22 protein-coding genes are annotated in these 26,792 nt (G+C 72.4%); 13 read left to right on the top strand and 9 right to left on the bottom strand.

What is annotated here, in order from left to right:
- Window positions 1–10 precede the first annotated feature (10 nt).
- Genes AYX06_RS10105 through AYX06_RS10115 form a run of 3 tightly spaced genes read right to left on the bottom strand, consistent with a single transcriptional unit; the run spans window position 11 to window position 4,003 of the window.
- The gene (locus tag AYX06_RS10105) at window positions 11–2,008 is read right to left on the bottom strand and encodes a TRAP transporter permease (RefSeq protein WP_232319285.1); all 1,998 of its coding nucleotides are present in this window, start codon (window positions 2,006–2,008) and stop codon (window positions 11–13) included.
- A complete protein-coding gene (locus tag AYX06_RS10110) occupies window positions 1,998–3,170 on the bottom strand; it encodes a TAXI family TRAP transporter solute-binding subunit (RefSeq protein ID WP_062735660.1) in 1,173 nt (390 codons plus the stop codon). Before AYX06_RS10110 ends, AYX06_RS10105 begins: the two co-directional genes overlap by 11 nt.
- Before the next feature lie 29 nt (window positions 3,171–3,199).
- Entirely contained in the window at window positions 3,200–4,003 is an 804-nt protein-coding gene (locus AYX06_RS10115; protein WP_062735661.1) for an enoyl-CoA hydratase/isomerase family protein, read from the bottom strand.
- Window positions 4,004–4,190: 187 nt separating this feature from the next.
- Between AYX06_RS10115 and AYX06_RS10120 the strand changes: the two genes are divergently transcribed.
- The 4 genes from AYX06_RS10120 to AYX06_RS10135 all read left to right on the top strand — a co-directional run bounded on the left by AYX06_RS10120 (window position 4,191) and on the right by AYX06_RS10135 (window position 9,228).
- Window positions 4,191–5,369, top strand: a complete 1,179-nt coding sequence (locus AYX06_RS10120; RefSeq protein ID WP_062735662.1) for an acyl-CoA dehydrogenase family protein — start codon at window positions 4,191–4,193, stop codon at window positions 5,367–5,369.
- A 153-nt stretch (window positions 5,370–5,522) separates the two neighbouring features.
- Window positions 5,523–6,740: an MFS transporter gene (locus AYX06_RS10125; RefSeq protein WP_084271563.1), complete on the top strand. Its 1,218-nt coding sequence runs from the start codon at window positions 5,523–5,525 to the stop codon at window positions 6,738–6,740.
- A 209-nt stretch (window positions 6,741–6,949) separates the two neighbouring features.
- A complete protein-coding gene (locus AYX06_RS10130) occupies window positions 6,950–7,699 on the top strand; it encodes a response regulator transcription factor (protein WP_062735663.1) in 750 nt (249 codons plus the stop codon).
- Window positions 7,699–9,228, top strand: coding sequence for a sensor histidine kinase (locus AYX06_RS10135; RefSeq protein WP_062735664.1), 1,530 nt, complete (start codon window positions 7,699–7,701; stop codon window positions 9,226–9,228). The genes AYX06_RS10130 and AYX06_RS10135 overlap by 1 nt, the downstream gene beginning before the upstream one ends.
- Window positions 9,229–9,388: 160 nt before the next feature.
- On the opposite strand, the gene AYX06_RS10140 is transcribed toward AYX06_RS10135, so the two are convergent.
- From AYX06_RS10140 to AYX06_RS10150, 3 genes are all read right to left on the bottom strand, one after another.
- Window positions 9,389–10,633, bottom strand: coding sequence for a heparan-alpha-glucosaminide N-acetyltransferase domain-containing protein (locus tag AYX06_RS10140; protein ID WP_062735665.1), 1,245 nt, complete (start codon window positions 10,631–10,633; stop codon window positions 9,389–9,391).
- 163 nt (window positions 10,634–10,796) lie between these two features.
- Window positions 10,797–12,047, bottom strand: coding sequence for an MFS transporter (locus AYX06_RS10145; protein ID WP_062735666.1), 1,251 nt, complete (start codon window positions 12,045–12,047; stop codon window positions 10,797–10,799).
- A 3-nt stretch (window positions 12,048–12,050) separates the two neighbouring features.
- Complete coding sequence (locus AYX06_RS10150; RefSeq protein ID WP_047802296.1) at window positions 12,051–12,410, bottom strand: universal stress protein; 360 nt, start codon at window positions 12,408–12,410, stop codon at window positions 12,051–12,053.
- Between the two features lie 287 nt (window positions 12,411–12,697).
- Between AYX06_RS10150 and AYX06_RS10155 the strand changes: the two genes are divergently transcribed.
- From AYX06_RS10155 to AYX06_RS10175, 5 genes are all read left to right on the top strand, one after another.
- Window positions 12,698–13,654: a tripartite tricarboxylate transporter substrate binding protein gene (locus AYX06_RS10155; protein WP_062735667.1), complete on the top strand. Its 957-nt coding sequence runs from the start codon at window positions 12,698–12,700 to the stop codon at window positions 13,652–13,654.
- Window positions 13,654–14,226: a tripartite tricarboxylate transporter TctB family protein gene (locus AYX06_RS10160; RefSeq protein ID WP_062735668.1), complete on the top strand. Its 573-nt coding sequence runs from the start codon at window positions 13,654–13,656 to the stop codon at window positions 14,224–14,226. The genes AYX06_RS10155 and AYX06_RS10160 overlap by 1 nt, the downstream gene beginning before the upstream one ends.
- Window position 14,227: 1 nt before the next feature.
- Entirely contained in the window at window positions 14,228–15,733 is a 1,506-nt protein-coding gene (locus tag AYX06_RS10165; protein ID WP_062735669.1) for a tripartite tricarboxylate transporter permease, read from the top strand.
- Between the two features lie 163 nt (window positions 15,734–15,896).
- A complete protein-coding gene (locus AYX06_RS10170) occupies window positions 15,897–16,769 on the top strand; it encodes a serine hydrolase (protein WP_186815687.1) in 873 nt (290 codons plus the stop codon).
- A 189-nt stretch (window positions 16,770–16,958) separates the two neighbouring features.
- A complete protein-coding gene (locus AYX06_RS10175) occupies window positions 16,959–18,545 on the top strand; it encodes a sodium:solute symporter family protein (RefSeq protein ID WP_084271565.1) in 1,587 nt (528 codons plus the stop codon).
- Between the two features lie 60 nt (window positions 18,546–18,605).
- Here AYX06_RS10175 and AYX06_RS10180 read toward each other — a convergent pair whose 3' ends face one another.
- From AYX06_RS10180 to rhaI, 3 genes are all read right to left on the bottom strand, one after another.
- On the bottom strand, window positions 18,606–20,069 hold the full coding sequence (locus tag AYX06_RS10180; protein ID WP_062735671.1) for a rhamnulokinase: 1,464 nt from the start codon (window positions 20,067–20,069) through the stop codon (window positions 18,606–18,608).
- A 28-nt stretch (window positions 20,070–20,097) separates the two neighbouring features.
- Window positions 20,098–22,143: a bifunctional rhamnulose-1-phosphate aldolase/short-chain dehydrogenase gene (locus AYX06_RS10185; RefSeq protein ID WP_062735672.1), complete on the bottom strand. Its 2,046-nt coding sequence runs from the start codon at window positions 22,141–22,143 to the stop codon at window positions 20,098–20,100.
- 156 nt (window positions 22,144–22,299) lie between these two features.
- On the bottom strand, window positions 22,300–23,466 hold the full coding sequence (gene rhaI, locus AYX06_RS10190) for an L-rhamnose isomerase (protein ID WP_062736996.1): 1,167 nt from the start codon (window positions 23,464–23,466) through the stop codon (window positions 22,300–22,302).
- On the opposite strand from rhaI, the gene AYX06_RS19765 reads away from it, so the two are divergent.
- The 4 genes from AYX06_RS19765 (at window position 23,465) to AYX06_RS10205 (ending at window position 26,695) form a co-directional block, all read left to right on the top strand.
- Window positions 23,465–23,674, top strand: a complete 210-nt coding sequence (locus AYX06_RS19765; RefSeq protein WP_147017841.1) for a hypothetical protein — start codon at window positions 23,465–23,467, stop codon at window positions 23,672–23,674. The two genes, rhaI and AYX06_RS19765, sit on opposite strands and share 2 nt — an antisense overlap.
- A 119-nt stretch (window positions 23,675–23,793) precedes the next feature.
- Window positions 23,794–24,162 carry an L-rhamnose mutarotase gene (locus AYX06_RS10195; RefSeq protein WP_062735673.1) on the top strand — a complete coding sequence of 123 codons (369 nt, stop codon included), beginning with the start codon at window positions 23,794–23,796 and terminating at the stop codon, window positions 24,160–24,162.
- A gap of 57 nt (window positions 24,163–24,219) precedes the next feature.
- Window positions 24,220–25,518 (top strand): MFS transporter, encoded by a 1,299-nt coding sequence (locus AYX06_RS10200; protein WP_062735674.1) that lies wholly within the window; start codon window positions 24,220–24,222, stop codon window positions 25,516–25,518.
- Between the two features lie 172 nt (window positions 25,519–25,690).
- Window positions 25,691–26,695 carry a LacI family DNA-binding transcriptional regulator gene (locus AYX06_RS10205; protein ID WP_084271566.1) on the top strand — a complete coding sequence of 335 codons (1,005 nt, stop codon included), beginning with the start codon at window positions 25,691–25,693 and terminating at the stop codon, window positions 26,693–26,695.
- Window positions 26,696–26,792: the final 97 nt, after the last annotated feature.

The raw sequence follows: 26,792 nt of genomic DNA on the forward strand, positions 1-26,792 counted from the left end.
GTCCTTCCGGTCAGGCGTTCGCGGTCACGGGCGCATCGGCCCGGGCCGCAGGGGCGTCGTCGTCGGTGGCCCCGGCCTTCACGGTGAGGAAGGTCAGCAGCACGCTCCCGGCCACGAGGGCCAGGCCGACGACGGCGGTGAGCGGGGTGGGCAGGAAGAGCAGGAACCCGCCGACGGCCGCGGCGACCCGGAACAGCGCGGGCATCCGGCGGTCGAAGCCGACCGTCCAGCCCTCGATCGCCGAGGCCAGGGCGTAGACGCCCACGATGCTCAGGGCGAAGGCCAGCAGGATCCGCCCGGGCGAGTCCTGGGCGACGAGCGCCGGGTTGAGGGCGAAGCCGAACGGGACGATGTACTTCACCGCGCCCAGCTTCATGGCGGCCACGCTGGTGGCCATGGCGGGAGCCTTGGCCAGGCCCGCCGCGGCGAACGCGGCCAGGCCCACGGGCGGGGTGATGTAGGAGACGGACGCCCAGTAGATGACGAACAGGTGCGCCGCGAGCGGGTTCACCCCGAGGTCGATCACCGCCGGGACCATGACGATCGCCAGGAACACGTAGGCCGCGGAGATGGTCATGCCCATCCCGAGGATGAAGCAGGTGACCGCGCCGGCGATGAGGATGAGCACCACGTTGTCGCCGACCAGCGAGACCAGCTCGCGGGCCAGGGACAGGCTCACGCCGGTGGCGGTGAGCCCGCCGACGATCAGGCCCACGCCGGCGATGATCCCGATGATGTTGCCCAGCGTCCGGCCGGCGTCGACCAGGAAGTCGGTGAACTCCCGCAGGCCGAACGTCTGGCCCGGGCGCAGGACGGCCACCACGAGCAGCACCAGGATCACCCAGTAGGGCACCTGCGCCTCGGAGCTGGTGAGGAACAGCATCCCGGTGAGCAGGGCCAGCGCCAGGACGTAGGGCCAGCCCTGCACCAGGGTGGCGAGGGTCCGGGGCAGCATGCTCACGGGCACGCCCTTCAGCCCCTTGCGGGCCGCGTAGCCGTCGACCTGCAGGTAGATGCCCAGGAAGTACAGGACGGCGGGGATGGTGGCGGCGACCAGGATCTCCGTGTACGGCACCCCCACGAAGGAGACCATCAGGAAGGCCGCGGTGCCCATGATCGGCGGGGTGATGGACCCGCCGGAGGAGGCCGTGGCCTCGATCCCGCCGGCGTAGGTGGGGCTGAACCCGGAACGCTTCATGGCCGGGATGGTCATGGGTCCGGTGGTCAGCACGTTGGAGACCGCGCTGCCGCTCATCATGCCCATCGCGGCGCTGCTGGCCACGGACACCTTGGCGGAGCCGCCGCGGTAGCGGCCGAAGATCGACATCGACAGGTTGTGGAAGAAGTCCGCGCCGCCGGTGTGCTGCAGGGCCACGCCGAAGACCAGGAAGCCCACGAGGATGGTCGCCGCGGTCTGGATCGGCAGGCCCAGCACGCCCTCGGCGCCCATGATGTGCACCTGCGCCAGCGTGGGCAGGTCGTAGGTCACGCCCTGCAGCACCCCGATCGGCAGGTTCTCGGCCACCAGCGGATAGAGCGAGAAGAGCAGGGCGATCACGGTGACGACCGTCCCGCCGGTGCGGCGCAGGGCCTCCAGGACCACGAGCCACAGCACGAAGGCGGCCACCGTGGCGGTGGTCGGCGCCATGAACTCCCAGCCGAAGTTCTTGATCCGGGTGCCGTTGACCGCGAAGTACACGCACACCGCCGCCGAGACCACCATGAGCAGCACGTCGTACCAGCGGACCGGGGACTCCTGCGGCACGGGTGCGTCGTCGTCCCGGCCGGCCCCGACCTTCGCGGCCAGGGGCACCTTGCGCAGCGGGTTGACGATGAACACGACCGGCAGGAAGGCGGCCAGGATCAGATAGAGGTAGGAGTTGGTGAGCAGGGACAGCCCGCCCACGTTCCAGAAGAAGACCTGGTTCATGGCCAGCAGCACGCCCAGGACGGTCAGCACGATCACGGCGGCGCGCCACGGGGTCGTCACCCGGGTGTCAGTTCTCATCGTCGGTCCCCTCGGTTCCCTCGGTCGGCTCGGTGTCCAGCTCGGTCTTCTTCCACTCCGCCCAGTCCTGTGCGAGCGTCTCCTCCGAGGAGGACTCGACGACGCCGGGCCACCCCTCCCGCATCCGCTCGCCGCGCTCGACGAGCTCCTGGTTCTTCCGCTCGAGCTCCTCGGTCCACACGCCGCGCTCCTCGAAGTAGCGGACGGTGCCCTCGTGGAACGGGACCACCAGCGGCTCCTTCAGGACGGCGTCGAAGGAGAACCGGTGGGTGTCCGGGGTGGTGGTCTCGTAGCGCTCGTAGTGCTCCACCATCGACTTCACGAGGTGGTAGACCTCGTCGGCGTCGCGGGAGGCCAGGGTCGTGAGCGGGATCGTGTACTCGAGCACGCGGGCGCTCTCGCCCTTCTCCATCCCGGCGCCGTCGGTGACCTCGCCGACCGAGACCATGGGCATGAGCTCGTCCCAGGTCTCGTAGCGGGCCGGGTCCGGGTCGTCGAAGCCCAGCCACTTCACGTCGTGCTTGGAGGCGAGCTCGTCGATGTTGGAGCCCACCACGTTCTGGTACAGGGCGTCGATCTGCCCGGCCTCCAGAGCGGCGATCTGCTCGCCGTAGGAGACGGGGACCTTCTGGACGTCCTCCCCGGTCAGGCCGCCGTAGTTGAGGAAGCCCTCCATCTTGTTGTTGATCGAGGTGTTGGCGGTCAGCTCCGGGAACCGCTTGCCCTCCAGGTCCGCGAAGGAGTCGATCCCGCTGTCCTCGCGCACCAGCAGGCCGTAGTTGCCCAGCGGCGCCCACACCATCCGGAGGTCCTGGGGGCCCCACTCCGGGCTGGCGTACTCGTAGTCGCCCTCGAAGGCGTAGTAGTACTCGTCCCCGGCCCGGGAGTAGTCCACGGTGCCGTTGACCAGCGGGGCCAGCCGGCCGATGCCGGTGTCCGCGGTCATCAGGCGCACCTGCACACCCTCCTCGTTGGTGAGCGTGTTCGCGATCGCGGCGAGGTCGTTGTACGTGCCGGTGCCCACGTTGTAGGTGGACCACACCAGCTGCTGCGGCAGCCCGTTGGGGCCCACCGGCTCCTCTCCGACGGCGGCGCTGCACCCGGTCAGGCCCAGCAGGGCGATGGCGCCCAGGGCGGCGAACCGTGTTCTCGTTGTCCTCATGACGGCCTTTCGTCGTGCGGTGGGGGCGCTCAGCGCCCGGAGAAGGAGGGCTCGCGCCGCTCGAGGAAGGCGTGCTTGCCCTCCCGGAAGTCGGCGGTCCCGAAGAGCGCGGGCTGGTGCTCCCGCTCGAAGGCGAGGGCGTCCCCGAGGGAGCCGGAGGACTCGCGCAGGCCCCGCTTGAGCGTGGCGACCGCCAGCGGCGCCCGCTGCGCGAGGTCCTGGGCGCCGGCGATCGCGGCGTCCAGCACGTCGGCATCCGCCACCACGCGGTCGGCGAGCCCGGCGGCCAGGGCGGCCCGCGCGTCCACCGGCGCGCCCTCGAGCAGGATCGCCCGGGCCCGGCCGGGACCCACGCGCTGGCCCAGCGAGTGCACCAGGCCCCCGTCGGGGACCAGCCCGAGGCGGGTGAAGGGGAACAGGAAGCGGGCGGACTCCCCGGCCACCACGACGTCGCAGAGGCAGACGAGGCCGACGGCCACACCGGCGGCGGGCCCGCTCACCGCGGCGACGACGGGCTTCTCCAGCGCGGCGAGCTGCTGCACCAGGCCCGCGATCTCCGTCATCCGGTCGGCCGACGCCGCGGCGCCGGCCGGGGGCATCGAGGCGAGGTCCCCGCCGCCGCTGAAGCAGTCGCCCGCGCCGGTGAGCACCACGGCGCCCACCGCGGGGTCCGCCGCGAGCTCCGCCAGGACGGCGCGCAGCCGGTCGCGCAGCTCGGCGCCGAGCACGTTGCGGCGGCGCTCGTCGTCCAGGATCACGACGGCCACGGCGCCGGCGCGCTCGACGCGCACCTGCGGCGGGGCCTCGAGGGCGGTGGGGTGCGGCTCCGGCACGGGGTCCTCCGAACGTCGGGATGTAGTGCACATCACATTCGCACGACCGACTGTGAAACCTCAAATACCTAATGTGCGCTCCAGTGATACCCATAAAGGAAATATCGCGGGCCGGGTGTTGTCCGGGTCACACCTGCGACATCCTCGACAGAGGCACCCGCCCCACACCCGTTCCCCAGGAGGACCCATGACCGCCGCCGCGACCGATCTGCTCAACGTCGACGCGGACCTCGGCCCCGAGGAGCTCGAGACCCGCGACAGCGTCCGCGAGTTCGTGGACCGCCGGATCCGCCCCAACATCGCCGGGTGGTACGCCGACGCCGTCTTCCCGCAGGAGATCGTGCCCGAGATGGCGCAGCTGGGTCTGCTGGGCATGCACATCCAGGGCTACGGGTGCGCCGGGAAGTCCGCGGTGCAGTACGGCATCGCGATGCAGGAGCTCGAGGCCGGGGACTCCGGGCTGCGCACGTTCGTCTCCGTGCAGGGCTCGCTCGCGATGTCCGCGATCGCCAAGCACGGCTCCGAGGAGCAGAAGCAGCGCTGGCTGCCCGGCATGGCCGCCGGCGAGATCATCGGCTGCTTCGGGCTCACCGAGCCCACCGCCGGCTCCGACCCCTCCACGATGGCGACCACCGCGGTGCGCGAGGGCGACGAGTGGGTGCTCAACGGCGCCAAGCGCTGGATCGGCCTGGCCTCGATCGCCCACGTGGCCGTGATCTGGGCCAAGACCGTGGACGAGAGCGGCAAGGCGCGGGTCCGGGGCTTCCTGGTGCCCACCGGCACCCCCGGGTTCACGGCCACCCCGATCGAGCCGAAGCTGTCGATGCGCGCCTCCATCCAGTGCGACATCACCCTCCAGGACGTGCGGCTCCCGGCCGATGCGCTCCTGCCGGAGAACCCCGGGCTGCGGGGCCCGTTCTCCTGTCTCAACGAGGCCCGCTACGGCATCGTGTGGGGCGCCCTGGGCGCCGCGCGCGACAGCTTCGAGGCCGCCCTGGCCTACTCGCAGCAGCGCATCCAGTTCGACAAGCCCCTGGCGGCCTACCAGCTCTCCCAGCAGAAGCTGGTGAACATGGCCCTGGAGATCCAGAAGGGGCAGCTGCTGGCCCTGCGCATCGGACGGCTCAAGGACGAGGGCCGGCTGGAGAACCACATGATCTCCGTGGGCAAGCTCAACAACTGCCGGGTGGCGATCGAGGTGTGCCGGGAGGCCCGGACGATGCTCGGCGGCAACGGGGTCACCCTCGACCACTCCCCGCTGCGGCACGCCAACAACCTGGAGTCCGTGCGCACCTACGAGGGCACCGACGAGGTGCACACGCTGATCCTGGGCCAGCACCTGACCGGGCACGCGGCCTTCCGCTGAGCACCCGCCGGCGCCGGGCGGACTGACGAAGATCACACCGGGAGACCTGGGAGGCCCCGGGGACGCACGCGTAGCATCAGGAGTTCCGCCACTCCGTCGCGGGCTCGATGACGCGCTCGTCGCCCCAACCGCCGCCCTCCGGAAGGTCCCGCCGTGTCCGCACCCCGCACCGCTCTGCTCCAGGTGGTCAACGCCCCCGGCCCCGCCGGCACCCGTCTCGCGCTCTTCGCCCTGGCCATGGGCGGGTTCGGCGTGGGCACCACCGAGTTCGCCTCGATGGGCCTGCTGCCCTTCATCGCCGAGGACCTCGGCGCCTCGATCCCGGCCGTGGGCCAGTCCATCTCGCTCTACGCGCTGGGCGTGGTGGTGGGCGCGCCGCTGATCACGGCGCTCGCCGCCCGGGTGGAGCGCAAGACGCTGCTGCTGGGGCTGATGCTCACGTTCGTCGTGGGCAACGGGCTCTCGGCGGCCGCGCCCTCGCTCGAGTGGCTGTTCGTGGCCCGGTTCCTCTCCGGGCTGCCGCACGGGGCCTATTTCGGGGTGGCCGCGGTGGTGGCCTCCTCCCTCGTGCCCCGCGAGCGGCGCGGCACCGCGGTGGCCCGGGTCATGCTCGGGCTGACGATCGCCAACATCGTGGGCGTGCCGTTCGCGGCGGCCCTCGGCGGGGCCCTGGGCTGGCGCTCCGCCTACCTGCTGGTGGTGCTGCTGGGCGCCCTGACCATCGCGGCGCTGGCCCTCTGGGTCCCGCGCACGCGCAACGAGGGCATGGCCTCCCCGACCCAGGAGATCCGCGCCCTGGCCCGCCCGCAGGTGGTCCTGACGCTGCTGGCCGGCTCCGTGGGCTTCGGCGGGATGTTCGCGGTCTACACCTACATCTCCCCCACCCTGACCGAGCTCTCCGGCCTGGACATCGGCACCGTCCCGTGGGTGCTGGCCGTGTTCGGCGTGGGCATGACCGTGGGCTCCCTGCTGGCCGGTCCGCTGGTGGACCGCTCGATCGAGAGGACCGCCCTGGGCGCCGGCGCCGTCTCGGGGCTCGCCCTGGCCTTCTTCGCGCTGTTCGTCCACGTCCCGGCGGCGGCCGTGATCGGCGCACTGTGGATCGGGATCATGGGCTCGATCTTCACGACCTCCCTGCAGGTGCGCCTGCTGCGCGAGGCCAAGGACGCCCCCTCCCTCACCGCGGCCATGAACCACGCCGCGTTCAACCTGGCCAACGCGATGGGCGCCTTCCTGGGCGGGGCCGTGATCTCCGCCGGATGGGGCTACCGCGCCCCGGCCTGGGTGGGCGTGGGCCTGGCGCTGGCCGGGCTGCTCATCCTGACCTACGCCGTCCAGCGGCGCCGGCAGCAGTCGCTCTCGGCGGGCTGAGCCCCGCGCCCTGCCCCCGGGGAGCCCGCTCCCTCCGCCCTGCATGGGCGCGGGCGTCTCCGTGGACGGCGCCGGGCCCGCCGCGACGAGGCAGCCGGGACCGGGCGCACCACGACACAGCTGGAACACAGCTTCCACAGGAGCTGCGCCTACCCTGATCGCGCAGAGTGGTCCTGTCACCGCCGTCCGCCCGGAACCGGGAGCCCGCCATGTCCTACGCCTCCAGCTTCACCGTCCTCACCGAGGTCCTGCCCCGCCTGACCCACCCGGACGGCTCGCCCATCCGCGCCCTGGTCGTGGACGACGAGCCCGCCCTGGCCGACCTCGTGGCCATGGGCGTGGGCATGTGCGGCTGGGAGGCGAGGATCGCCCACGAGGGCTACGACGCCGTGACCCAGGCCCGGGAGTTCGCCCCGGACGTGCTGGTGCTGGACCGGATGTTGCCGGGACTGGACGGGCTGCAGGTCCTGTCCAGGATCCGCCAGTCCTTCCCGGAGGTGCCCGTGCTGTTCCTCACGGCCAAGGACACCGTCGAGGACCGGATCGAGGGCCTGGCCTCGGGCGGGGACGACTACGTGACCAAGCCCTTCTCCATCGAGGAGGTGCTGATCCGGCTGCACCGGCTGGTCCAGCGCTCCGGCGCCGCCGCCCAGGACAGCGCCACCCTGGTGGTGGGCGACCTCGTGCTGAACATCGACAGCCGCGAGGTCACCCGGGCCGGTGCGCCGATCGAGCTGACGGCCACGCAGTTCGAGCTGCTGCGCTACCTGATGGAGAACCCGCGCCGGGTGCTGTCCAAGGCGCAGATCCTGGACGCGGTCTGGCACTACGACTTCTCGGGCCAGGCCAACATCGTGGAGCTCTACATCTCCTACCTGCGCAAGCGGATCGACGCCGGCCGCGCCCCGATGATCCACACCGTGCGCGGGGCCGGCTACGTCATCAAGCCCGCCCCCTGATGGCGGCCGGCCACCGCACCGCACCGGCCCTCCGGCGCCGCCGGCGCCTGGCCACCCGGCTGATCGCCGGCGTCCTCACGATCCTGGCCGTGGTGCTGCTCGTGCTCGGCGCGACCATCGTCGAGCTGACCCGCCAGGACCTCGCCGAGCGGCTCGACGGGTCCCTGCGCCAGGCCACCGGCCGCGCCATCACCTTCACCGGCCCCGACGGGCCCCAGGCCCGGGACCCGCTCGACGCCCCCGGCCAGCCGGTGGGCGTCCTGGTGGTGGCCACGCAGGAGGGCGAGGTGAGCACGGCCTCCTACCGGGCCGAGTCCGGGGAGGCCGAGCCGCTGCCCGAGGAGGACGTCGAGGCCCTGCGGACGGCGGGCGCCTTCGAGGCCGAGACCCCGGACGAGCGCGGCTTCGGGGACCGCCGCCGCTCCGTGGGCACGGAGCAGGGCCGGCTGACCACGGTGGAGCTGTCGGTGGGCGAGTACCGGGTGGAGTCGGTCGCCCGGGCGCGCGAGGACACCGAACGGGTGCTCGTGGTCGGGCTGCCCACCACCTCCGTGGACGAGACCGTCGGAGAGCTGGTGGCCACCATGGCCGGCGGCAGCGTCCTGGCGCTGCTGACCACGGCGGTGGCCGGCACGGTGGTGGTGCGTCGGTCGCTGCGGCCGCTGGAGCAGGTCTCGGCCGCGGCCGCCCGCGTCGCCCGCCTGCCCCTGGCCTCCGGGGAGGTGTCGCTGGCCGACCAGCAGGTGCCGGGGGACCTGGCCGAGCCCGGCACCGAGGTCGGGGAGGTCGGCCACGCCCTGAACTCCCTGCTGGACAACGTCGACTCCGCCCTGGCCGCCCGCCAGCACTCCGAGACCCGGCTGCGCCAGTTCGTCGCCGACGCCTCCCACGAGCTGCGCACGCCCCTGGCCGCGGTGCGCGGCTACACCGACATGCTCCAGCTGACCGAACCGCTCACCGAGCACGGCCGGGCGTCCCTGACCCGGGTCGAGCAGCAGACCCTGCGGATGACCGCCCTGGTGGAGGACCTGCTGCTGCTCGCCCGCCTGGACGAGGGCCGCGCCCCGCAGCTGCGCGAGACCGACCTGGCCGAGCTCATGGCCGAGGCCCTCACCGACGCCTCCGCCGCCGGCCCCGACCACCGCTGGTCCCTGGACGTCCCCGAGAGCCCCGTGCCGGTGCGCGCCGACGCCGCCCAGCTGGGCCAGGTGCTGGCCAACCTGCTCTCCAACGCCCGCAAGCACACCCCGGCCGGCACCGCGGTCACCGCCGCGATCACCAGCACCGAGGACGGGTGGGCCCAGGCCAGCGTGCTCGACGAGGGCCCGGGCATCCCGGCGGCGTTCCAGGACCAGCTCTTCGAGCGCTTCAGCCGCCTGGACACCTCCCGCACCTCCCGGGAGGGCAGCACCGGACTGGGCCTGTCCATCGTCCGCTCCGTGGTCACCGCCCACGGCGGGGACGTCACCGTCGACTCCCGCCCCGGCCGCACCCTCTTCACCGTCCGCCTGCCGCTGCACACCGCCTGACTCGCGGGCGCCGGTCGACGTCGTCGACGTGCTCGCCGATCCGGCGGCCGGGCCGGCACTGTCCGCCGAGAACGGCCCGGCGCCGGCGGATCCGGGTGGGGACGGCCGATGGGCGCCCCGCCGTGACCGGCCGACCCCGCCTCCACCGCCCGGGCCCGGCTCACCGCCCGGCGCGGACCCGGCGCCCGGGGGCCAGGACGCGGCCACGCGCGGCGCCGGCCACCCGGGTGACGACGCGCTCGAGCGGACCCCGCCCGTAGGCCCGCTGCCACGCCACCGCGAACAGGGCGGCGACGCCGGCGTGGATGAGGAACCACAGCAGGGGCACCTCGTAGTGCAGCATGGCGGCCAGGGCCAGCAGGTGCGCGGTGTAGAGGGTCAGGGTCATGGAGCCCATGGCGCTCAGGGGCAGCAGCCACGCGCCGACGACCCGCGCGAGCAGGAGGAGGGCACCCAGCACGGCCGCGCCGGAGCCGAGGTCGGAAAGGAGGGCCACCGGGGTGTTCGTGTGCGGGCCGGGGATCAGCAGCCACCACCACGACGTGTCGGGCAGGACGGGATCGGGGCCCCACACGATGATTTCGTCGATCTGCTCCTCGCTCAGCCAGGGGGTGGAGCTCATCAGCCGGTCGTAGCCGCCGGACCGGAGGATCAGCACCCAGTAGACCAACCACGCCCCCACGGTCAGGACCAGCCCCGCCCCGAGCAGGCGGGCCTGGACGTGCAGCGACCGCAGGTTGAGCCGGCCGATGCCCATTCCCGCGAGCAGATAGGTGAGATACGGGACCGCGGGGTAGGTGCCGGTGAGCAGCACCTGGGAGAGCACGGTCCCAGGGTCGGACAGCACCCCGGTGAGGGTGGGGTTGTAGGTCTCCAGCGCGGGCAGCATGCCCCGCAGCGCCTGCATCAGCACGGGTCCGGCCACGGCGGTCACCCCGGCGAGGACGAACAGGGTCCGGGCGGGCAGGTGCAGGAAGGGGACGGCCAGCAGGAAGAACATCCCGTAGTACAGCAGGATGTCGTAGGCGGGCGGGTCCTCCGGCATCACCTGGTTGACGAGCAGCCCGAGCGCGGTGACGAGCACGGCACGGACGAGCAGCCCCACGCGGTCGCCGGTCATCGTCCGGCCCCGGTGGGGCGTGCGCCCGCCGGAGGAGAACCCCAGGCCCACCCCGGCCAGCAGGGCGAACAGGGCGGCGGCCCGGCCGGCGAACAGCTGCCACTGGAGGGTGGGCTCGTAGGTCTCGGGGTTCCAGGTGGGCAGGATGTGGATCGACATCATCCCGACCAGGGCCAGACCCCGCGCGGCGTCCACCCCCACGAGCCGGGGCTTCCGGAGCACGGGCAGCCCCGGGCCCTCTGCTGACGGCGGCGCCCCGGGGGCGGGGTGGTGGACGTTGACCATGCTGGTGCGTTCCTTCGGTCGGACGTACCGGCGGGTGCGGCCCGCCGGCCCGGGCCCTCGGGGCCCTCGTCCTCCATCCGACCAGGCACGATTGTGCCGCCGTTGTGGCGATCCTGTGCCGCGGCTGTCGAAGCGGCCCGCCGGGACGGGCCGGTGCGCCGGCCTACCGCCGCACCGACTTCTCCAGCCCGCTGGCCAGCAGCACCGCGCACGTGGACCAGATGGCTCCGGCCGGGCCCAGCGGCGCCGCGACCAGCCCGGCCAGCAGGGGCATGGCCACCTGCCCGGCCCTGTTGCCGACGAGCCGGACCGCCAGGGCCGAGCCCCGCCACGCGGACGGCACCGCGGTGGACACCAGTGTCATGGTGATCGGCTGGCCCAGGCCCAGGCAGAACCCGCCCACGAACAGGCACAGCGCCGCCGGCCACGGCACGGTGATCACCAGGGGCGGCGCGGCCAGCGCCAGCCCCGCGCCGTAGAGGCTCACCAGCAGCAGGGCCCTCCGGGACATGCGGTGGGCGAGCCACGGCAGCAGCACGCGGGAGAGGATCGACGCGCCGCCGCGCACGGCCAGCAGCACGCCCACCCACGCCGGGGAGACCCCCGCCCGCTCCCCCACCAGCGGCAGGAACGCGGTGAGGATGTCGAGCATCGCCAGCAGGGCCAGCGAGGCCAGCATGTGGGACGGGATCCCCGGGACCCGCAGGATCCGCGCCATCGAGGCCCGCGGCACCGGGTCCTGGACCACCTCCAGCTCCCCGGTGGCGGGACCGGGCACGGCGTCGTCGGCCCGGGTACGGCCGCGCTCCGCGCCCGTCGCGCGCAGGCGGAGGAGCATCAGCGGCACCACGAGCAGGGACAGGGCGGCCCCGATCCACAGCGACAGGGTGATGTCGGCGACCCGCTCGGGGGAGGCGACGTCGCTGCCCGTGCCCAGCAGCAGGCCGACCAGCAGCGGCCCCAGCAGCTGCCCGGCGGAGAACGCGGCGGTGAACCAGCCGAAGCCCTTGTCGAGCTGGTCCTCCGGGGAGAACCGGGCGACCGCGGACTGCCCGGCGATGGTGAACAGCAGGTGCCCCATCCCCAGCAGGGCGCTCGCCGCGGCGATCAGGGCCACCGTGGGGGCCACCGCCAGGCCCATGGCCCCGAGGGCCAGGACCAGGGCGCCGGCGACCACCATGGTCCGCAGGTCCCGCACCCGGTCGGTCATCCGCCCCAGCCACATCGCGGTGACCAGGGGCAGCACCGCGTAGGCGGCCGTGACCAGGCCGACCGTCACCGAGTCGGCGTCCAGGGAGAGCAGCTTGTAGGTGGTGACGGGCCGGACCAGGTTCAGTGCGGTCTGCGTCAGCAGCGCACCGGCCACGAGGAACCACAGCCAGGCCCCGGAGCGCGGCCCCGAGGACGCCGGCATCCCTCAGTCGCGCCGGGGCTTGACCGCGATCACCGGGGCGTTGGCCTCGAGCAGGATCTGCTGGGCGGCGCTGCCGAGCAGCAGCTTGCCCACGGGGCTGCGGTGCTTCACGCCGATCACCACGGCGGAGGCGTCCACCTGCTCGGCGGCGTCGAGCAGCTCGCCCACGGCGTCCCGGTTGCGGGCGTCGGGCGTGCGGAAGGTGACGGGCACGCCGTCGAGCTCGCTGCCCTCGGGGTCGAGCTGGGCGCCCTCGAGGTTGAAGACCAGCAGGTCCTCCTGACGGCGCCGGGCCTCCTCGATCGAGGCCGCGAGCGCGGCCCCGCCCTCGGGGGTGCTGGTACGGGCAACGACGACGGTCATGGGGGCCTCCGTGGTGGGTGGGGTGGACGGACAGAGCGAGGTCCACCCTACGGCCGAACCTGTGACGCGCATCTCTCCGGGCGTGAGCAGAATGCGCAGAACCTGCACAACGATCAGTACGCACGAAAGCGCGATCAACGCCGGTCACGTGACGGGGGTCACTTAGGGTCTGTGCAGCGGCTCACTCCGAGCCCAGCATTCCTCTTCCTCGACCAAGGACAGTTGATCCCGTGAGTTCACCACCAGATCAGACCCGGTCCGGCACCCGCCGCAAGCACCCGGTCGTCATGGCCGTCTACGGCATCGTGGCCACCGCAGTGATCGGCCTGGCCGCCTTCTTCTCGTTCCAGTCCGCGACCGCGGGCTCGGACATCCGCGCGAACCTGACGCTCATCGCCCCGGCCGGTGCCGGCGGCGGCTGGGACACGTTCATGCGGGAGCAGCAGCAGGCGATGCGGGCCAACAGCCTGGTGAACAACACCCAGGTGGTCAACATCCCGGGCGCGGCGGGCACCATCGGCCTGGGCCAGCTCTCCACCATGGAGGGCCAGGCGAACACCCTGATGGTCACCGGCGCCGGACTGGTCGCCGGCGTGGCGCAGCTGGACTCCGCCGTGACGCACGACGACGTGCGCCCGATCGCCCGGGTGGTCGAGGAGTACGACGTCGTCGTGGTCCCCGCCGACTCGCCCTACGAGACGATCGACGACCTCGTGCGGGCCTGGCGGGCGAACCCGGCCGAGGTGGCCTGGACCGGTGGCGGCACCTTCGACCAGCTCGTGATGACCGAGCTCGCGCTCGCGACCGGCATCGAGCCGTCCGAGACCACCTACATCCCCAAGTCCGGCGGCGGCGAGGCCACCCAGGCGCTGATCACCGGCACCGCGGACGCGGCGACCTCCGGCTACATGGACGTCGCGGACCAGATCGAGGCGGGTCGTCTGAAGGCCCTGGGCATGGCCGCCCCGCAGCGCCTGGACGGCGTCGAGATCCCGACCCTCACCGAGCAGGGCTACGAGGTGGACCTGGCGAACTGGCGGGCTGTGCTCGCCCCGCCGGGGATCACCGACGAGGAGTTCGCCGAGCTGCGCACGCTGCTCGAGGAGTCCGTGGCCACCCCGGAGTGGCAGGAGGCCGTCGAGCGCAACAAGTGGACCGAGGTGTATCTCGCGGGCGAGGAGTTCGACGAGTTCATGGCCTCGGAGCAGGAGCGCATCGCCATGCTGGTAGAGGAGATTTCCTGATGAGCACCCCCACGTCCTCGTACACCGCCGCGGCGGGAGAGCACGAGACCGGCACGCAGGCCCCGTGGGCCGGGCCGGAGACGCAGAAGTCCTGGTGGAGCGGGCGCAGCGGCCTCGTGGTGCCCGCGGTGGTGGCCGCGTTCAGCACCTACCTGCTGGTCGGCACCCTGACCATGGAGATCCCGGAGGGCACGGACTTCCCCGGCCCCACGTTCTACCCGCTGATCCTGGTGGTCGCCGGCTACGTGCTGTCCGCGCTGCTGGTGCTCCACTACCTGCGCCACCCCGAGCACCCGGAGGAGCTCTCGCAGCGCACCTGGCGGACCCACTCGGACTGGTCCGCGGTGCTCTGGTGCGCGGGCGGCTTCCTGGCCTTCGCGCTCACCATCGAGCTGCTCGGCTGGATCCTCGCCGCCGCGCTGCTCTTCTGGGCCGTGGCCCGTGGCTTCGGCAGCCGCCGGCCCCTCTTCGACATCTCGCTCGCCCTGCTCGTGAGCAGCGCGATCTACCTGGCATTCACGGTCGGTCTGGGACTGAACCTCCCGTCCGGCCTCCTGGGAGGCGGTTTCTGACATGGACGCACTCAACCTGTTGATGGACGGGTTCGCCGGCGCGCTGACGCCGATGAACCTCCTGTGGGTCGTGGTGGGCTGTCTGCTCGGCACCGCGGTGGGCGTGCTGCCCGGCCTGGGCTCCTCGATGGCCGTGGCCCTGCTGCTGCCCATGACGTTCGCGCTGGACCCCACCGCGGCGTTCATCCTCTTCGCCGGCGTCTACTTCGGCGGCCTGTTCGGCGACTCGACCATGGCCATCCTGATGAACACCCCGGGTCAGGGCTCCGCGATCGCCTCCACCTTCGAGGGCCACAAGATGGCCAAGGACGGCCGGGCCCCGCAGGCCCTGGCCACCGCAGCGATCGGCGCCTTCATCGGCGGCATGGTCGCCTCCGTGGTCGTGGTCTTCCTGGCGCCCCGGCTCGCCGACTTCTCCGCGAACTTCGGCCCGGCCGAGTACTTCGCCCTGGCCCTGTTCGCCTTCGTCGCGACCTCCTCGGTGGTCTCCGACTCCGTGCCCAAGGGCCTGGCGTCCCTGGTGCTGGGCCTGGGCATCGCCACGGTGGGCATCGACGCGATCTCCGGCTCGGAGCGCTTCACCTACGGCTCCCCGAACCTGTTCGACGGGATCTCCCTGGTCACCGTCTCCGTGGCCGTGCTGGCCCTGGGCGAGGTCCTGCACGTGGCCTCCCGGATCCGGCGCGACCCCGCGGCCCACCAGATGAAGTTCAGCGGGCGCCCGTTCCTGTCCCGCGCCGAGCTGAAGGAGGCCGCCCCGGCCTGGGCCCGCGGCACCGCCATCGGCCTGCCCTTCGGCGTCATCCCGGTGGGCGGCGCGGAGGTCCCGACCTTCATGTCCTACGACCTCGAGCGGCGCATCGACCGCCGCCGCCCGAACCCGATGTTCGGCAAGGGCGCCATCCGCGGCCTGGCCGCCCCGGAGGCCGCCGGCAACGCCACCACCGGCACCGCCATGGGGGCGCTGCTGGCGCTGGGCCTGCCGGTTTCGGCGACCGCGGCGATCATGCTCGCGGCGTTCCAGCAGTACGGCCTGCAGCCGGGCCCGCTGCTCTTCGACCGCGCTCCCGAGCTCGTCTGGGCCCTGCTGGCCAGCTTCTTCATCGCCATGGTCGTGCTGCTGATCATCAACCTGCCCTTCGCCCGGTACTGGGCCAAGCTGCTGCTGATCCCCAGCCAGTACCTGTACGCGGGCATCATGGTGTTCTGCGGCCTGGGCATCTACGCGACCTCGGGCGCGATCTTCGACCTGCTGCTGCTGCTGGGCCTGGGCCTGCTGGGCTTCATCATGCGCCGCCACGGCGTGCCGGTGGCCCCGCTGCTGATCGGCATGGTCCTGGGGCCGCTGGCCGAGACCAGCATGCGCGACGCCCTGCTGTCCTCCAACGGCGACTACTCGGTCTTCGTGACCGGGCCCATCCCGCTGGTGCTCTACGGCCTGCTGTTCGTCGTGCTGGCGCTGACCGTGCGCTCCAAGATCGTGAACCGGTCCCGCCGGGACGTGTGACCGCCTCAGCGCCCATCCCCACCGCCGCCCGCGTGCCTCGCACGCGGGCGGCGGTGCGCTGTGCGGCACCGGCGGTGCCCCCACAACGGCGTCTGGCAACCGGAGCCACGGGCGGGGCAGGCTGGAGGGCGGTCATTCCGCCCTCCAGGATCGGAGCTCGCCCGTGTCCGACCGACGACGCCCGAGCACGCCTCTCCCGCCCCGAGGGCTCACCACGGGAGCGGCGGCGCTGACCGCACTGCTCCTGCTCACCGGATGCACCGCGGAACCGGGGGCCGGCACATCGGCGACCGCCGGGGCGGCCGCGGCGGAGCCCGTGCTCGCCGACGACCTCGAGCAGCTCGCCGTCGGGGTGCCCGGCGAGTTCGGCCTCGTCCTGCTGGGCCCGGACGGGGACGAACTGGCGTCCCGTGCCGCCGACCGCCCGTTCACGAGCGCCAGCTTCTACAAGCTCTTCGTCGCCCACGCCGTGCTCGAGCGCGTCGACCGGGGCGAGCTCGCCCTCGACGACCCGGTGCCGGGCAGCGCGCTGACCGTGGGGCACGCGCTGGCCGCGACGATGAGCTGGTCGGACAACCCCTCGGGCGCCGCCCTGGGCCGGTGGCTCGGCTGGGCCGAGCTGGAGGAGTTCGCGCACGGGCACGGCTTCTCGGCGACGACCTTCGACCCGGACGCCGGGGACGCGGACCGGGTGGCCATGACGACCACCCCGGCCGACGTCGCGGCCCTGCTGGAGCATCTGCGCCGCGGTGAGCTGCTGTCCCCCGCCTCCACCGCCCTCTTCCGGCAGCTGCTGGAGGACCAGCAGCTGGACTACGCCCTGCCCTCCGGGTTCTCGCCGGGCACGGCCTTCGCGCACAAGACCGGGCTGCTCGAGGACGTCTCCCACGACGCGGGTCTGCTCACCCTGGACGGTCGGGAGCACGTCGTCGTCGTGATGACGGACGGCTGGGCCGGTTACGAGGACTCCCGGCCCTGGTACCGGGACACGGGCGCCGCCCTCGAGGCGTGGCTCCTGGACCCCGCCCGTACCTGACCGCCCCCGGCGCCGGTACCCTGCGGGCCGCCGCGCCGGACGGCCGGGCACACCGGCCCGCTGGACGCCCTCGGACGGTTAAACACGACCGTTACGGAAGGGAAACTCCGGCGCCGCACCCCGCCGACATGCTTTACCTGTCAGTTGACAGAAACTCCGCTCGGGCGGGGTCCAGGCGGGGAGAAGCACATGATCATTCTCGGGGTCGGCACCACCGTCCTGGCGGTGCTCGTCATCGGCGTGCTGGTGGCGCGCAAGGTCGACGGGGACAGCACCAACTATCTCGTGGCGGGACGCCAGCTGGGCATGCCGCTGGTCGCGGTCTCGCTCACCGCCGCGGCGGTGGACTCGAACGCCACCGTGGGCAACACGGACCTCACCTCCGGCTACGGCTTCTGGGCCGGGGCGTCCCTGGCCCTGGGCCTGGCGGTGTGCCTCCTGCTGGCCGGGCTCTTCCTGGCCAAGCCCATGAACCGGATGCGGCTGCTCACCCTCGGGGACTTCTTCCGGATCCGCTACGGCCGGCGCACGGAGACCCTGGCGTCCCTCATCATGATCTTCGCCTTCACGTTCCTGCTGGCCGGCAACCTCGTGGCCTGCGGGTTCCTGCTCGAGTACTTCGCGCACGTGCCCTACGCGGCCGGAGTGGTGGTGGCCAGCGCCCTGGTGCTCAGCTACACCCTGGCGGGCGGGCTGTTCTCCGACGCCTACACCGCGGTGCTGCAGACCGTGATCACCGTGGTGGCCGCCGTGGCGCTCATCGTGTGGGTGGCGCTCACCTACGGCATCGTGGTGCCGGAGGGCATGGGCCCGTTCGACCTGGAGCAGCTCACCAGCTCGGAGGCCGGCGCCCCGGTCAACTGGGCCACGCTGGTCGCCCTCGGCATCGGCGACCTCGTGGCGATCGACTTCATGCAGCGGATCTTCGGCGCGAAGAGCCCGCGGGTGGCGCAGCGCTCCTGCTTCCTGGCGGCCGGCACCACCGCCGTGATCGGCACGATCTTCGCCCTCGTGGCCCTCACCGCCTCCTCCGTGCTCGGGCTCTCCGCCGCGGACGGGCCGATCCTCTACGCCCTGCTGGGCGAGTACGCGCCTCCACTGCTTGCGGTGCTGGTGCTGTCCGGCATCGTGGCGGCGTCCTTCTCCACGGCCTCCGGCGCGATCCTGGCCACCTCGGCCGTGACCGTGCGCAACGTCTTCAACGTGCGGCGCACCGAGATCTCCGGCGCCCACGACCCGCTGCTGCGCTGGACGCGGCTGGCCATGCTCCCGGTGGTGCTCATCGGGATCCTGCTGGCCGTGCGGGTCAGCCAGACCGGGATCCTGCTGACCCTGGCCTTCGACCTGATGCTGGCGAGCCTGTCGGCGTCCTTCATCCTGGGCGCCTTCTGGAAGCGGCCCGGCGCCCGCGCCGCCCTGGCCGCGGCGGGCGTCGGCCTGACCAGCCGGCTGGTGTTCCTCGCGCTGACGCCCACGATCTACGGCGCCCCCAACGAGCTCTTCCACCTCGAGAGCACCCTCGTCACCAGCGCCTTCGACGGCTGGGCCACCCTGCTGGCCGGCGCCCTGGGCTGGCTGACCTACGTGCTCGTGGGTCTCACCGCCGCCCGGCCCCAGGCCGAGACGGACACGCAGCGGCTGGAGCTGTACCGCCTCTACCGCGAGCAGACGCCCTCGGGCTTCACCCCGCGCGTGCGCGCGGGCGCGGCGGCCGAGCGCGCTGCCGCACCCGACGTCGAACCCGCCGTCGATCCGCAGGTCCCGGCGCGCGTCTGAGTGCTCGGGACCCGCGCTGCGGGGCCGGTCCGGCGGGGCCGGCCCCACAGCGCGGGATGCTCAGCGCGCGGTGTCCGTCACGGTCCGCGGCTGGTAGCGGACGGGCTCGAAGGTGGTGGCCACGATGCCGCGCAGCGCCTCGAGGTCGCCCGTCACCAGGCCCGCGGCGCGGGCCTGGACCAGGACGTTGCCCACGGCGGTGGCCTCCACGGGGCCGGCGGCGACGGTGCGGCCGGTGCGGTCGGCGGTGAGCTGGCACAGCAGGGCGTTCTGGGACCCGCCGCCGACGACGTGGATCGTGCGGATGCGCTTGCCCGACAGGTGCTCGGCCTGCTCGATCGTGGTGGCGTAGGCGGCCGCCAGCGACTCCAGGATGCAGCGCACCACCTCGGCGCGGGTGCGCGGGGGCTCCAGGCCCCGCTCCTCGCACCAGGCCACGACCCGGGCGGGCATGTCCCCGGGGGCGGTGAAGCGCTCGTCGGTGGCGTCGACGACGGACACGGGCCGGGTCACCGCGGCGGCCTCGGCCAGCAGCGCCGCGAGGTCGCTGCTGCGCTGGGCGTCGCTGGCGCCGGGGCCGTCCCAGGTGCGGATCGACTCGGAGAGCAGCCACAGCCCCGAGACGTTCTTCAGGAAGCGCACCCGGCCGTCGAGTCCCCCCTCGTTGGTGAAGTTGGCGGCACGGCTCTCCGGGGTCAGGACCGGGGCGTCCAGCTCGATCCCGACCAGCGACCACGTGCCCGAGGAGATGAACGCCGCGGCGTCGTCGGTCGTCGGGACTGCGACCACGGCCGAGGCGGTGTCGTGGGAGCCCACGGCGGTGACCGCGAGCCCCGGGGCCGCACCCAGCTCGGCGGCGACGTCCGGCAGCAGCTCCCCGATCCTGGTGCCGGGGGTGACGACGGGGGCGAAGAGCTCGCGCGGGTAGCCGAGCCGGTCCATCAACCCGGTGTCCCACTGCCGGGTGCGGGCGTCGAGCAGCCCGGTGGTGGAGGCGTTGGTGGCCTCGGCGACCTGCCGGCCGGTGAGCCAGTAGCCGATCAGGTCCGGGACCAGGAGCATCCGGTCGGCCAGGTCCAGGTCGCCGCGGACCCGGTCGACGGCCAGCTGGTAGACCGTGTTGAAGGGCAGGTGCTGCAGACCGGTGCGGGCGTGGAGCTCCTCCGGGGACACCCGTCCGTGCACGGCCTCCACCCCGACGGCGGTCCGCTCGTCGCGGTAGGAGTAGGGCGCCCCGAGCATCCGGCCGTCCCGCAGCAGGGCGTAGTCGACGGCCCAGGAGTCGATCCCGATCGAGACGACGAGCTCGCCCTGCCGCAGGGCCTGGGCCAGCCCGGCGGTCAGGGACCGGTGGAGCTCGGTGATGTTCCAGTGCAGCCCGGTCCGCCCGCCCTCGTGCAGGCGCACCGGCTGGTTGGGGAAGCGGGCGAGGTGGCGCAGCCGGAGCCGCCCGTCCTCGATCCCGCCCAGGATCACCCGTCCGCTGGTGGCGCCCAGGTCCACCGCCGCCACGGTTCTCGTCATGGTCGTCGCCTCCGCTGCCGAGCGCGCATCAGCGCAGGAACGCGGCGGCCACGCCGGCGTCGACGGGCACGTGCAGGCCGGTGGTGTGCGAGAGGTCCCCGGCGGTGAGGGCGAACACCGCGTTGGCGACGTGCTCGGGCAGCACCTCGCGCTTGAGCAGGGTGCGCTGGGCGTAGAACTTGCCCAGCTCCTCCTCCGGCACCCCGTAGACCGCCGCGCGCTTGGCGCCCCAGCCGCCGGCGAAGATCCCCGAGCCGCGGACCACCCCGTCGGGGTTGATCCCGTTGACCCGGATCTGGTGCTCGCCCAGCTCGGCGGCCAGCAGCCGGACCTGGTGGGCCTGGTCGGCCTTGGTGGCGGAGTAGGCGATGTTGTTCGGCCCGGCGAAGACCGAGTTCTTCGAGGAGATGTAGACGATGTCCCCGCCCATGTCCTGGGCGATGAGCACCCGGGCGGCGTTCTTGGAGACCAGGAACGAGCCCTTGGCCATGACGTCGTGCTGGAGGTCCCAGTCGGCCTCGGTGGTCTCCAGCAGCGGCTTGGACAGCGAGAGCCCGGCGTTGTTGACCACCAGGTCCAGCCCGCCGAAGCCCAGCACCGCCGCGTCGATCGCCGCCTGCACGGCGGCCTCGTCGGCGACGTTCACGGCCACGCCCACGGCCACGTCCGGGCCGCCGAGCTCGGCGGCGGCCGCGCGCGCCTTCTCGAGGTCGAGGTCGGCGATCACCACGCAGGCGCCCTCGGCGGCCAGGCGAGCGGCGATGGCCTTGCCGATGCCCGAGGCGGCGCCGGTGACCAGGGCGATGCGGGTGGCCAGCGGCTTGGGCTTCGGCATGCGGGCCAGCTTGGCCTCCTCCAGCGCCCAGTACTCGATGCGGAACTTCTCGGCCTCGTCGATGGGCGCGTAGGAGGAGATGCCCTCCGCCCCGCGCATGACGTTGATCGCGTTGAGGTAGAACTCCCCGGCCACCCGCGCGGTCTGCTTGTCCTTGCCGAAGGAGAACATCCCCACCCCGGGCACGAGCACGATCGCCGGGTCCGCGCCGCGGATGGCCGGCGAGTCCGGGCCGGCGTGGCGGTCGTAGTAGGCCTGGTAGTCGGCGCGGTAGGCCTCGTGCAGCTCCTGCAGCCGGCTCACGCACTCCTGAACCGGGGCGTCGGCCGACAGGTCGAGGACCAGGGGCTTGACCTTGGTGCGCAGGAAGTGGTCCGGGCAGGAGGTCCCAAGGGCGGCCAGGCGGGGGTGCTCGGCGGCGGCCAGGAACTCCAGCACCCGGGCGTCGTCGGTGAAGTGGCCCACCTGCGGGCGGTCGTGACCGGCCAGCCCGCGGATCACCGGGGCCAGGGCCGCGGCCTTCGCCCGGCGCTCCGCCTCGGGCAAGGCCTCGTAGCCGTCCAGGACCGGGCCGAATGGCTCGTCCGGGGAGTGCTGGTCGATGTAGGCCTCGGCGGTGTCGATGATCCACCGGGAGTTCGTCTCGGCCTCCTCGGAGGTCTCGCCCCAGGCGGTGATCCCGTGGCCGCCCAGGATGCAGCCGATCGCCTCCGGGTGGGCCTCCTTGACCGCCGCGATGTCCAGGCCCAGCTGGAAACCGGGACGGCGCCAGGGCACCCACACGACCCTGTCCCCGAAGATCTCGGCGGTCAGCCGCTGCCCGTCGGCGGCGGTGGCGACCGCGATGCCGGAGTCCGGGTGCAGGTGGTCCACGTGGGCGGCGTCGACCAGGCCGTGCATGGCCGTGTCGATGGACGGGGCGGCCCCGCCCTTGCCGTGCAGGCAGTAGTCGAAGGCGGCGACCATCTCGTCCTCGCGCTCGACACCGGGGTAGACCTCCACCAGGGCCCGCAGGCGGTCCAGGCGCAGCGTGGCCAGGCCCTGCTCGGTGAGCGTGCCCAGGTCCCCGCCGGAGCCCTTGACCCACAGCAGCTCGACGTCCTCGCCGGTCACCGGGTCCGTGGCGGGGCCCTGGGCAGAGGTGTTCCCGCCGGCGTAGTTGGTGTTCTTCGGATCCGCGCCCAGCCGGTTGGAGCGTTCGATGAGGGCTTCGACGACGGAGTGCGTGGTGGTGTGCATGATCAGGTGTCTCTCTCAGGGTCGAGGTCGAGAAAAGCGGAAGGAGAACAGGTCAGCCGGCCCAGCAGAGCCGGGATCCTGCCAACCCAAGGCGGCCAGTGGTCCACGTGCGGGTTGCAGGACTCCCGCCACGCAGCGAGGGACGCGGAAAGCGGGTCAGGAGGCCCAGGAGGCCTGGGTGCCACCGACACGCTCGGCATTGATCCGCTGCTGGTACCCGGAGTCGGCGAAGGCGGCCATCGGGTTGGCAGGCAGTCCACGCGACTCCCGCCAGGCGGCCAGGGCGGGCCGGACGTCGGTGTAGAAGGCGTCCATCAGGATCTGGTGGGCCCCCAGCACGTCCCCGGCCTCCTGGGCGGCCGTCAGCGAGGCCCGGTCCAGCAGCAGCGCCCGGGCGGTCATCTCCTGGACGTTGAGCACCGAGCGGATCTGCCCGGGGATCTTCTCCTCGACGTTGTGGCACTGGTCGAGCATGAAAGCCACGCCCGAGGCCGGGTCCAGGCCCCAGCCGCGGACGACCTCCACCATGATGCGGAACAGCTGGAACGGGTCCGCGGCACCGACGATGAGGTCGTCGTCGGCGTAGTTGCGGGAGTTGAAGTCGAAGGACCCGAGCTTGCCCAGCCGCAGCAGCTGCATCACGATGAACTCGATGTTGGTGCCGGGGGCGTGGTGGCCGGTGTCGAGGCAGACCACGGCCCGCTCCCCCAGGGCGGCGACCTGGGCGTAGGCGGTGCCCCAGTCCGGCACGTCGGTGTGGTAGAACGCCGGCTCGAAGAACTTGTACTCCAGCACCAGCCGCTGCTCCGCCCCGACCTGGGCGTAGATCTCCGCCAGCGACTCGGCCAGCCGGTCCTGGCGGCCCCGCATGTCCTGCTGGCCGGCGTAGTTGGTGCCGTCGGCCAGCCAGATCTTCAGGTCCCGCGAGCCCGTGGCGTCCATGACCTCCAGGCACTCGAGGTGGTGCTCGATCGCCTTCCGCCGTACCGCGGGGTCGGTGTGGGTGAGGGAGCCGAACTTGTAGACGTCGTCCTGGAAGGTGTTGGAGTTGATCGTCCCGATGGCCACCCCCTGGTCGGCGGCGTAGCGGGCCAGGCCCGCGTAGTCGTCGACCCGGTCCCACGGGATGTGCAGCGCCACGGACGGAGCGAGCCCGGTCAGCCGGTGCACCATGGCGGCGTCGGCGATCTTCTCCTCCACCGTGCGTGGCGTCCCGGGCGTGGGAAACACCTTGAACCGGGTCCCGGAGTTGCCGAACGCCCAGGAGGGCAGCTCGATGGCCTGGGTGGCCAGCTGTGGCGCGATGTCGTCGAATGCAGTCATGACCTTCACGTCTTCCGTGCGGGAGGCGGGGCGCGACCGGCTGGGCCGCGATATGCGTATGAATCGTTTCATCACGGTAAGCGGTGAGGTGGATCACGTCAAGACACGAAGTCTTGACCGTCGGCGCGCGACAACGGCAAGTCGCGGCACGCCGCGCGAGGGAAATCATGTCGAGCTATTGAAACGTCTCAAAAAATCGCTACGATAGCGGCGTAGTGAGAGGCAGCTCACACGTCGCGGGTCACGCGATGCCCGGTTTGCCGGCGAGCGCCACCGCCTTCCCTGCCGTCCCGGCCCGTCCGGCCGTCCACCACGAAGGAGTCCTGCATGGGCACCCACGCCTCTTCTGCGGAGCTGCAGGAACTGATCCGGCTGCCCGAGGAGACCACACGCACCCGCCGGTGCTTCCTGCTCCACATCCGGCCCGAGAAGCTGGCCGAGTACGTGGAGGTGCACCAGCGGGTCTGGCCCGAGATGCTCGCCGCGCTGCACGAGACGGGCTGGCGGAACTACTCCCTGTTCCTGCGCCCCGAGGACGGGCTGGTGGTCGGCTGCTTCGAGGCCGAGGACACCGCCGCGACCGAGCAGCGCATGGCCGAGCATCCCGTCAACACGCGCTGGCAGGCCGAGATGGCCCAGTACTTCGTCGAGGGCTCGCGCCCCGAGCCGCTGCTGCAGTACTTCCACCTCGCCTGACCCGGCCCCCGTCGTGCGCTCCGCGCCACCACCGTCACCGTCGTCGAAGGATCACCCATGACCACCACCAAGCTCGGAGGCTGGAAGGCCACCATCGCGGTCTCCATGTCCAACTACATCGAAGCGGGGTCCATCATCGCCCTGGCCACCAGCCTCGGGCTGTGGCAGGAGTACTTCGGCTTCACCAACCTCGCCGTCGGCCTCGTGGCCGCGCTCAGCGCCAACGCCTTCGGCGCGGCCCTGGGCGCGATGATCGGCGGCCCGCTCGGCGACCGGTACGGACGCAAGTTCATCTACACCTACGACCTGATCCTCTACATGATCGGCACCGCGTTCGTGATCTTCGCCGTCGCCCCGTGGATGCTGGTGCTCGGGGTGATCCTGACCGGCATCGCCGTGGGCGCGGGCGTGCCGGTGGCCTGGACCTACATCGCCGAGGAGGCGCCGTCGGAGGACCGTGCGAAGCACGTGGGCACCGCCCAGTTCGCGTGGTCGCTGGCTCCGGCGCTGGTGTTCCTGTTCGCCACCTTCGTGGTCCCGCTGGGGCTGCTGGGGAGCCGCATCGTCTTCGCCCACCTGTTCGTCGTCGCCTTCATCACCTGGTGGGTCCGCCGAGGGCTCTCCGAGTCCCACACCTGGAAGAAGTCGGACGAGGAGCGGCGCGCCTCGGAGGCCACCGGGATCAAGCGGCGCAACTACCGCGAGCTGCTCACCAGCTCGACCAATCTCAAGGCCCTGTTCTTCCTCATCGGCGTCTACGCCCTGTGGAACCTCGTCGCCGGTCAGATGGGCATCTTCATGCCGCGGGTGTACGAGACCGCCGGTGTGGAGTCGGCCACCCAGCAGAACCTGCTCCAGGTGCTCCTGTGGAGCTTCACGGTGCTGGCCACCTGGTTCGGCTTCATGCGCTACGGCGACCGCGTCGACCGCCGCCTGCTCTACGGCATCGGCGCCGTACTGGGCATCGTCGCCTGGCTCCTGCTCGTCTTCGCCCACGTCACCATGCCGGTGCTGATCCTCTTCGCCGTCCTCTGGGGCGTCTCCGCCGGCATCGGCGCCCAGGCGTTCTACGCCCTCTGGGCCGCGGAGATGTTCGCGACCCGCTACCGGGCCAGCGCGCAGGGCGTGCTCTTCTTCGTCGCACGCATCGTCGTGGGTCTGCTCAGCTACTGGTTCCCCACCCTGCTCGCCGAGCACGGCGTGCCGTTCGTGGGCATGATCATGATCGGCGCTCTCGTGGCCGCGCTGCTCATCGGTGTGGTCGGAGCCCCGGACACCCGGGGCAAGAGCCTGGAGCAGATCGAGGAGGAGCGCTACGGCAAACCGGTTCCCCGGCCTGCCCGGACGACGGTCTGAACCGGCGCGGTGGGGACAAGGGGCTCCGGCCCATCGGCGGGACGCGGATGGGCCGGAGCCCCGTCCCGCGCGGCGAGGCGGAACGCCCCCTCCCTCCGCGCCGTGCTCGCTAGAATCGAGGCTCCGCACGTACCCGAGGGAAAGTGACGACGTGGCTCCTGAGCGACCGACGGTGAGCATCAAGGATGTCGCCCGGGAGGCAGGGGTCTCCATCGGCACCGTGTCCAACGTCCTCAACCGCCCGGAGGCCGTCTCCGCCGATCGTCGGCGTCGGGTGCTCCAGGTGATCGACGACCTGGGGTACGTCCGCAACGACGTCGCCCGGCAGCTCAAGGCCGGCCGCTCGCGCACCGTGGGACTCGTGGTGCAGGACTCGGCGAACCCCTTCTACAACGAGATCGCCCTGGGTGCGGAGACGGCCGCCGAGAAACTGGGGCAGGCCGTGATCATGGGCAACGCCGGGCAGTCCCCGGACCGGGAGAACCTCTACCTGGACCTGTTCGAGGAACAGCGGGTGCGCGGCGTGCTCGTCACCCCGCAGACCCCGGAGCGGTCACGGATCGAGACCCTGCGTGCTCGGGGCATCCCCGTGGTGCTCGTGGACGAGCACGCGCCCCCGTCCCGCTACTGCTCGCTGGCCGTGGACGACGTCGAGGGCGGGCGCATGGCCGTCGAGCACCTGCTGGCCGGGGGAGCCCGCCGGATCGCCTTCGTGGGCGGCCCCGCCACGCTGCACCAGGTCGTGGACCGGCACGCGGGAGCCGAGCAGGCCGTGGCGCAGGTGCCCGGAGCGTCGCTCGAGGTCGTACCGACCGACGCCCTCACCGTGCTGGAGGGCCGGCGGGCCGGGGCGGCGATGCTTTCCCGCCCCGCGGCACGCCGGCCCGAGGCGGTGTTCGCGGCCAACGACCTGCTGGGCCTAGGCCTGCTCCAGGCCTTTGTGTTCACCCACAGCCTCCGGGTGCCCGAGGACGTCGCGCTCATCGGCTACGACGACATCGACTTCGCCACCTCGGCCGTCGTCCCCCTGTCCTCGATCCGCCAACCGAGCCGGCTCATGGGCCGCACGGCCGTGGAGCTGCTCGAGGACGAGGTTGCCGACCCCGAGCACCGGCACCGCCACGTCAGCTTCCCGCCGGAACTCGTCGTCCGAGAATCCACGCGGCTTCCCACCTGACACGGCGCGGAGAATCCGTGGGACGGACCGCACACCCACCGGCCCGTTCGTGGCGGGTCCACAGCACCGCGCCCGATCCCCGGACACACTTGTCGTG

Origin of the sequence: Kocuria turfanensis (assembly GCF_001580365.1) — a bacterium.
Taxonomy (GTDB): Bacteria; Actinomycetota; Actinomycetes; order Actinomycetales; family Micrococcaceae; genus Kocuria; species Kocuria turfanensis.

What these genes read in the sequence shown, in the direction of transcription:
- AYX06_RS10105 (WP_232319285.1), bottom strand. Translation starts at nt 2,008, where the DNA reads ATGAGAACTGACACCCGGGTGACGACCCCGTGGCGCGCCGCCGTGATC.
- AYX06_RS10110 (WP_062735660.1), bottom strand. Translation starts at nt 3,170, where the DNA reads ATGAGGACAACGAGAACACGGTTCGCCGCCCTGGGCGCCATCGCCCTG.
- AYX06_RS10120 (WP_062735662.1), top strand. Translation starts at nt 4,191, where the DNA reads ATGACCGCCGCCGCGACCGATCTGCTCAACGTCGACGCGGACCTCGGC.
- AYX06_RS10130 (WP_062735663.1), top strand. Translation starts at nt 6,950, where the DNA reads ATGTCCTACGCCTCCAGCTTCACCGTCCTCACCGAGGTCCTGCCCCGC.
- AYX06_RS10135 (WP_062735664.1), top strand. Translation starts at nt 7,699, where the DNA reads ATGGCGGCCGGCCACCGCACCGCACCGGCCCTCCGGCGCCGCCGGCGC.
- AYX06_RS10140 (WP_062735665.1), bottom strand. Translation starts at nt 10,633, where the DNA reads ATGGTCAACGTCCACCACCCCGCCCCCGGGGCGCCGCCGTCAGCAGAG.
- AYX06_RS10145 (WP_062735666.1), bottom strand. Translation starts at nt 12,047, where the DNA reads ATGCCGGCGTCCTCGGGGCCGCGCTCCGGGGCCTGGCTGTGGTTCCTC.
- AYX06_RS10150 (WP_047802296.1), bottom strand. Translation starts at nt 12,410, where the DNA reads ATGACCGTCGTCGTTGCCCGTACCAGCACCCCCGAGGGCGGGGCCGCG.
- AYX06_RS10155 (WP_062735667.1), top strand. Translation starts at nt 12,698, where the DNA reads ATGGCCGTCTACGGCATCGTGGCCACCGCAGTGATCGGCCTGGCCGCC.
- AYX06_RS10160 (WP_062735668.1), top strand. Translation starts at nt 13,654, where the DNA reads ATGAGCACCCCCACGTCCTCGTACACCGCCGCGGCGGGAGAGCACGAG.
- AYX06_RS10165 (WP_062735669.1), top strand. Translation starts at nt 14,228, where the DNA reads ATGGACGCACTCAACCTGTTGATGGACGGGTTCGCCGGCGCGCTGACG.
- AYX06_RS10175 (WP_084271565.1), top strand. Translation starts at nt 16,959, where the DNA reads ATGATCATTCTCGGGGTCGGCACCACCGTCCTGGCGGTGCTCGTCATC.
- AYX06_RS10180 (WP_062735671.1), bottom strand. Translation starts at nt 20,069, where the DNA reads ATGACGAGAACCGTGGCGGCGGTGGACCTGGGCGCCACCAGCGGACGG.
- AYX06_RS10185 (WP_062735672.1), bottom strand. Translation starts at nt 22,143, where the DNA reads ATGCACACCACCACGCACTCCGTCGTCGAAGCCCTCATCGAACGCTCC.
- AYX06_RS19765 (WP_147017841.1), top strand. Translation starts at nt 23,465, where the DNA reads ATGACCTTCACGTCTTCCGTGCGGGAGGCGGGGCGCGACCGGCTGGGC.
- rhaI (WP_062736996.1), bottom strand. Translation starts at nt 23,466, where the DNA reads ATGACTGCATTCGACGACATCGCGCCACAGCTGGCCACCCAGGCCATC.
- AYX06_RS10195 (WP_062735673.1), top strand. Translation starts at nt 23,794, where the DNA reads ATGGGCACCCACGCCTCTTCTGCGGAGCTGCAGGAACTGATCCGGCTG.
- AYX06_RS10200 (WP_062735674.1), top strand. Translation starts at nt 24,220, where the DNA reads ATGACCACCACCAAGCTCGGAGGCTGGAAGGCCACCATCGCGGTCTCC.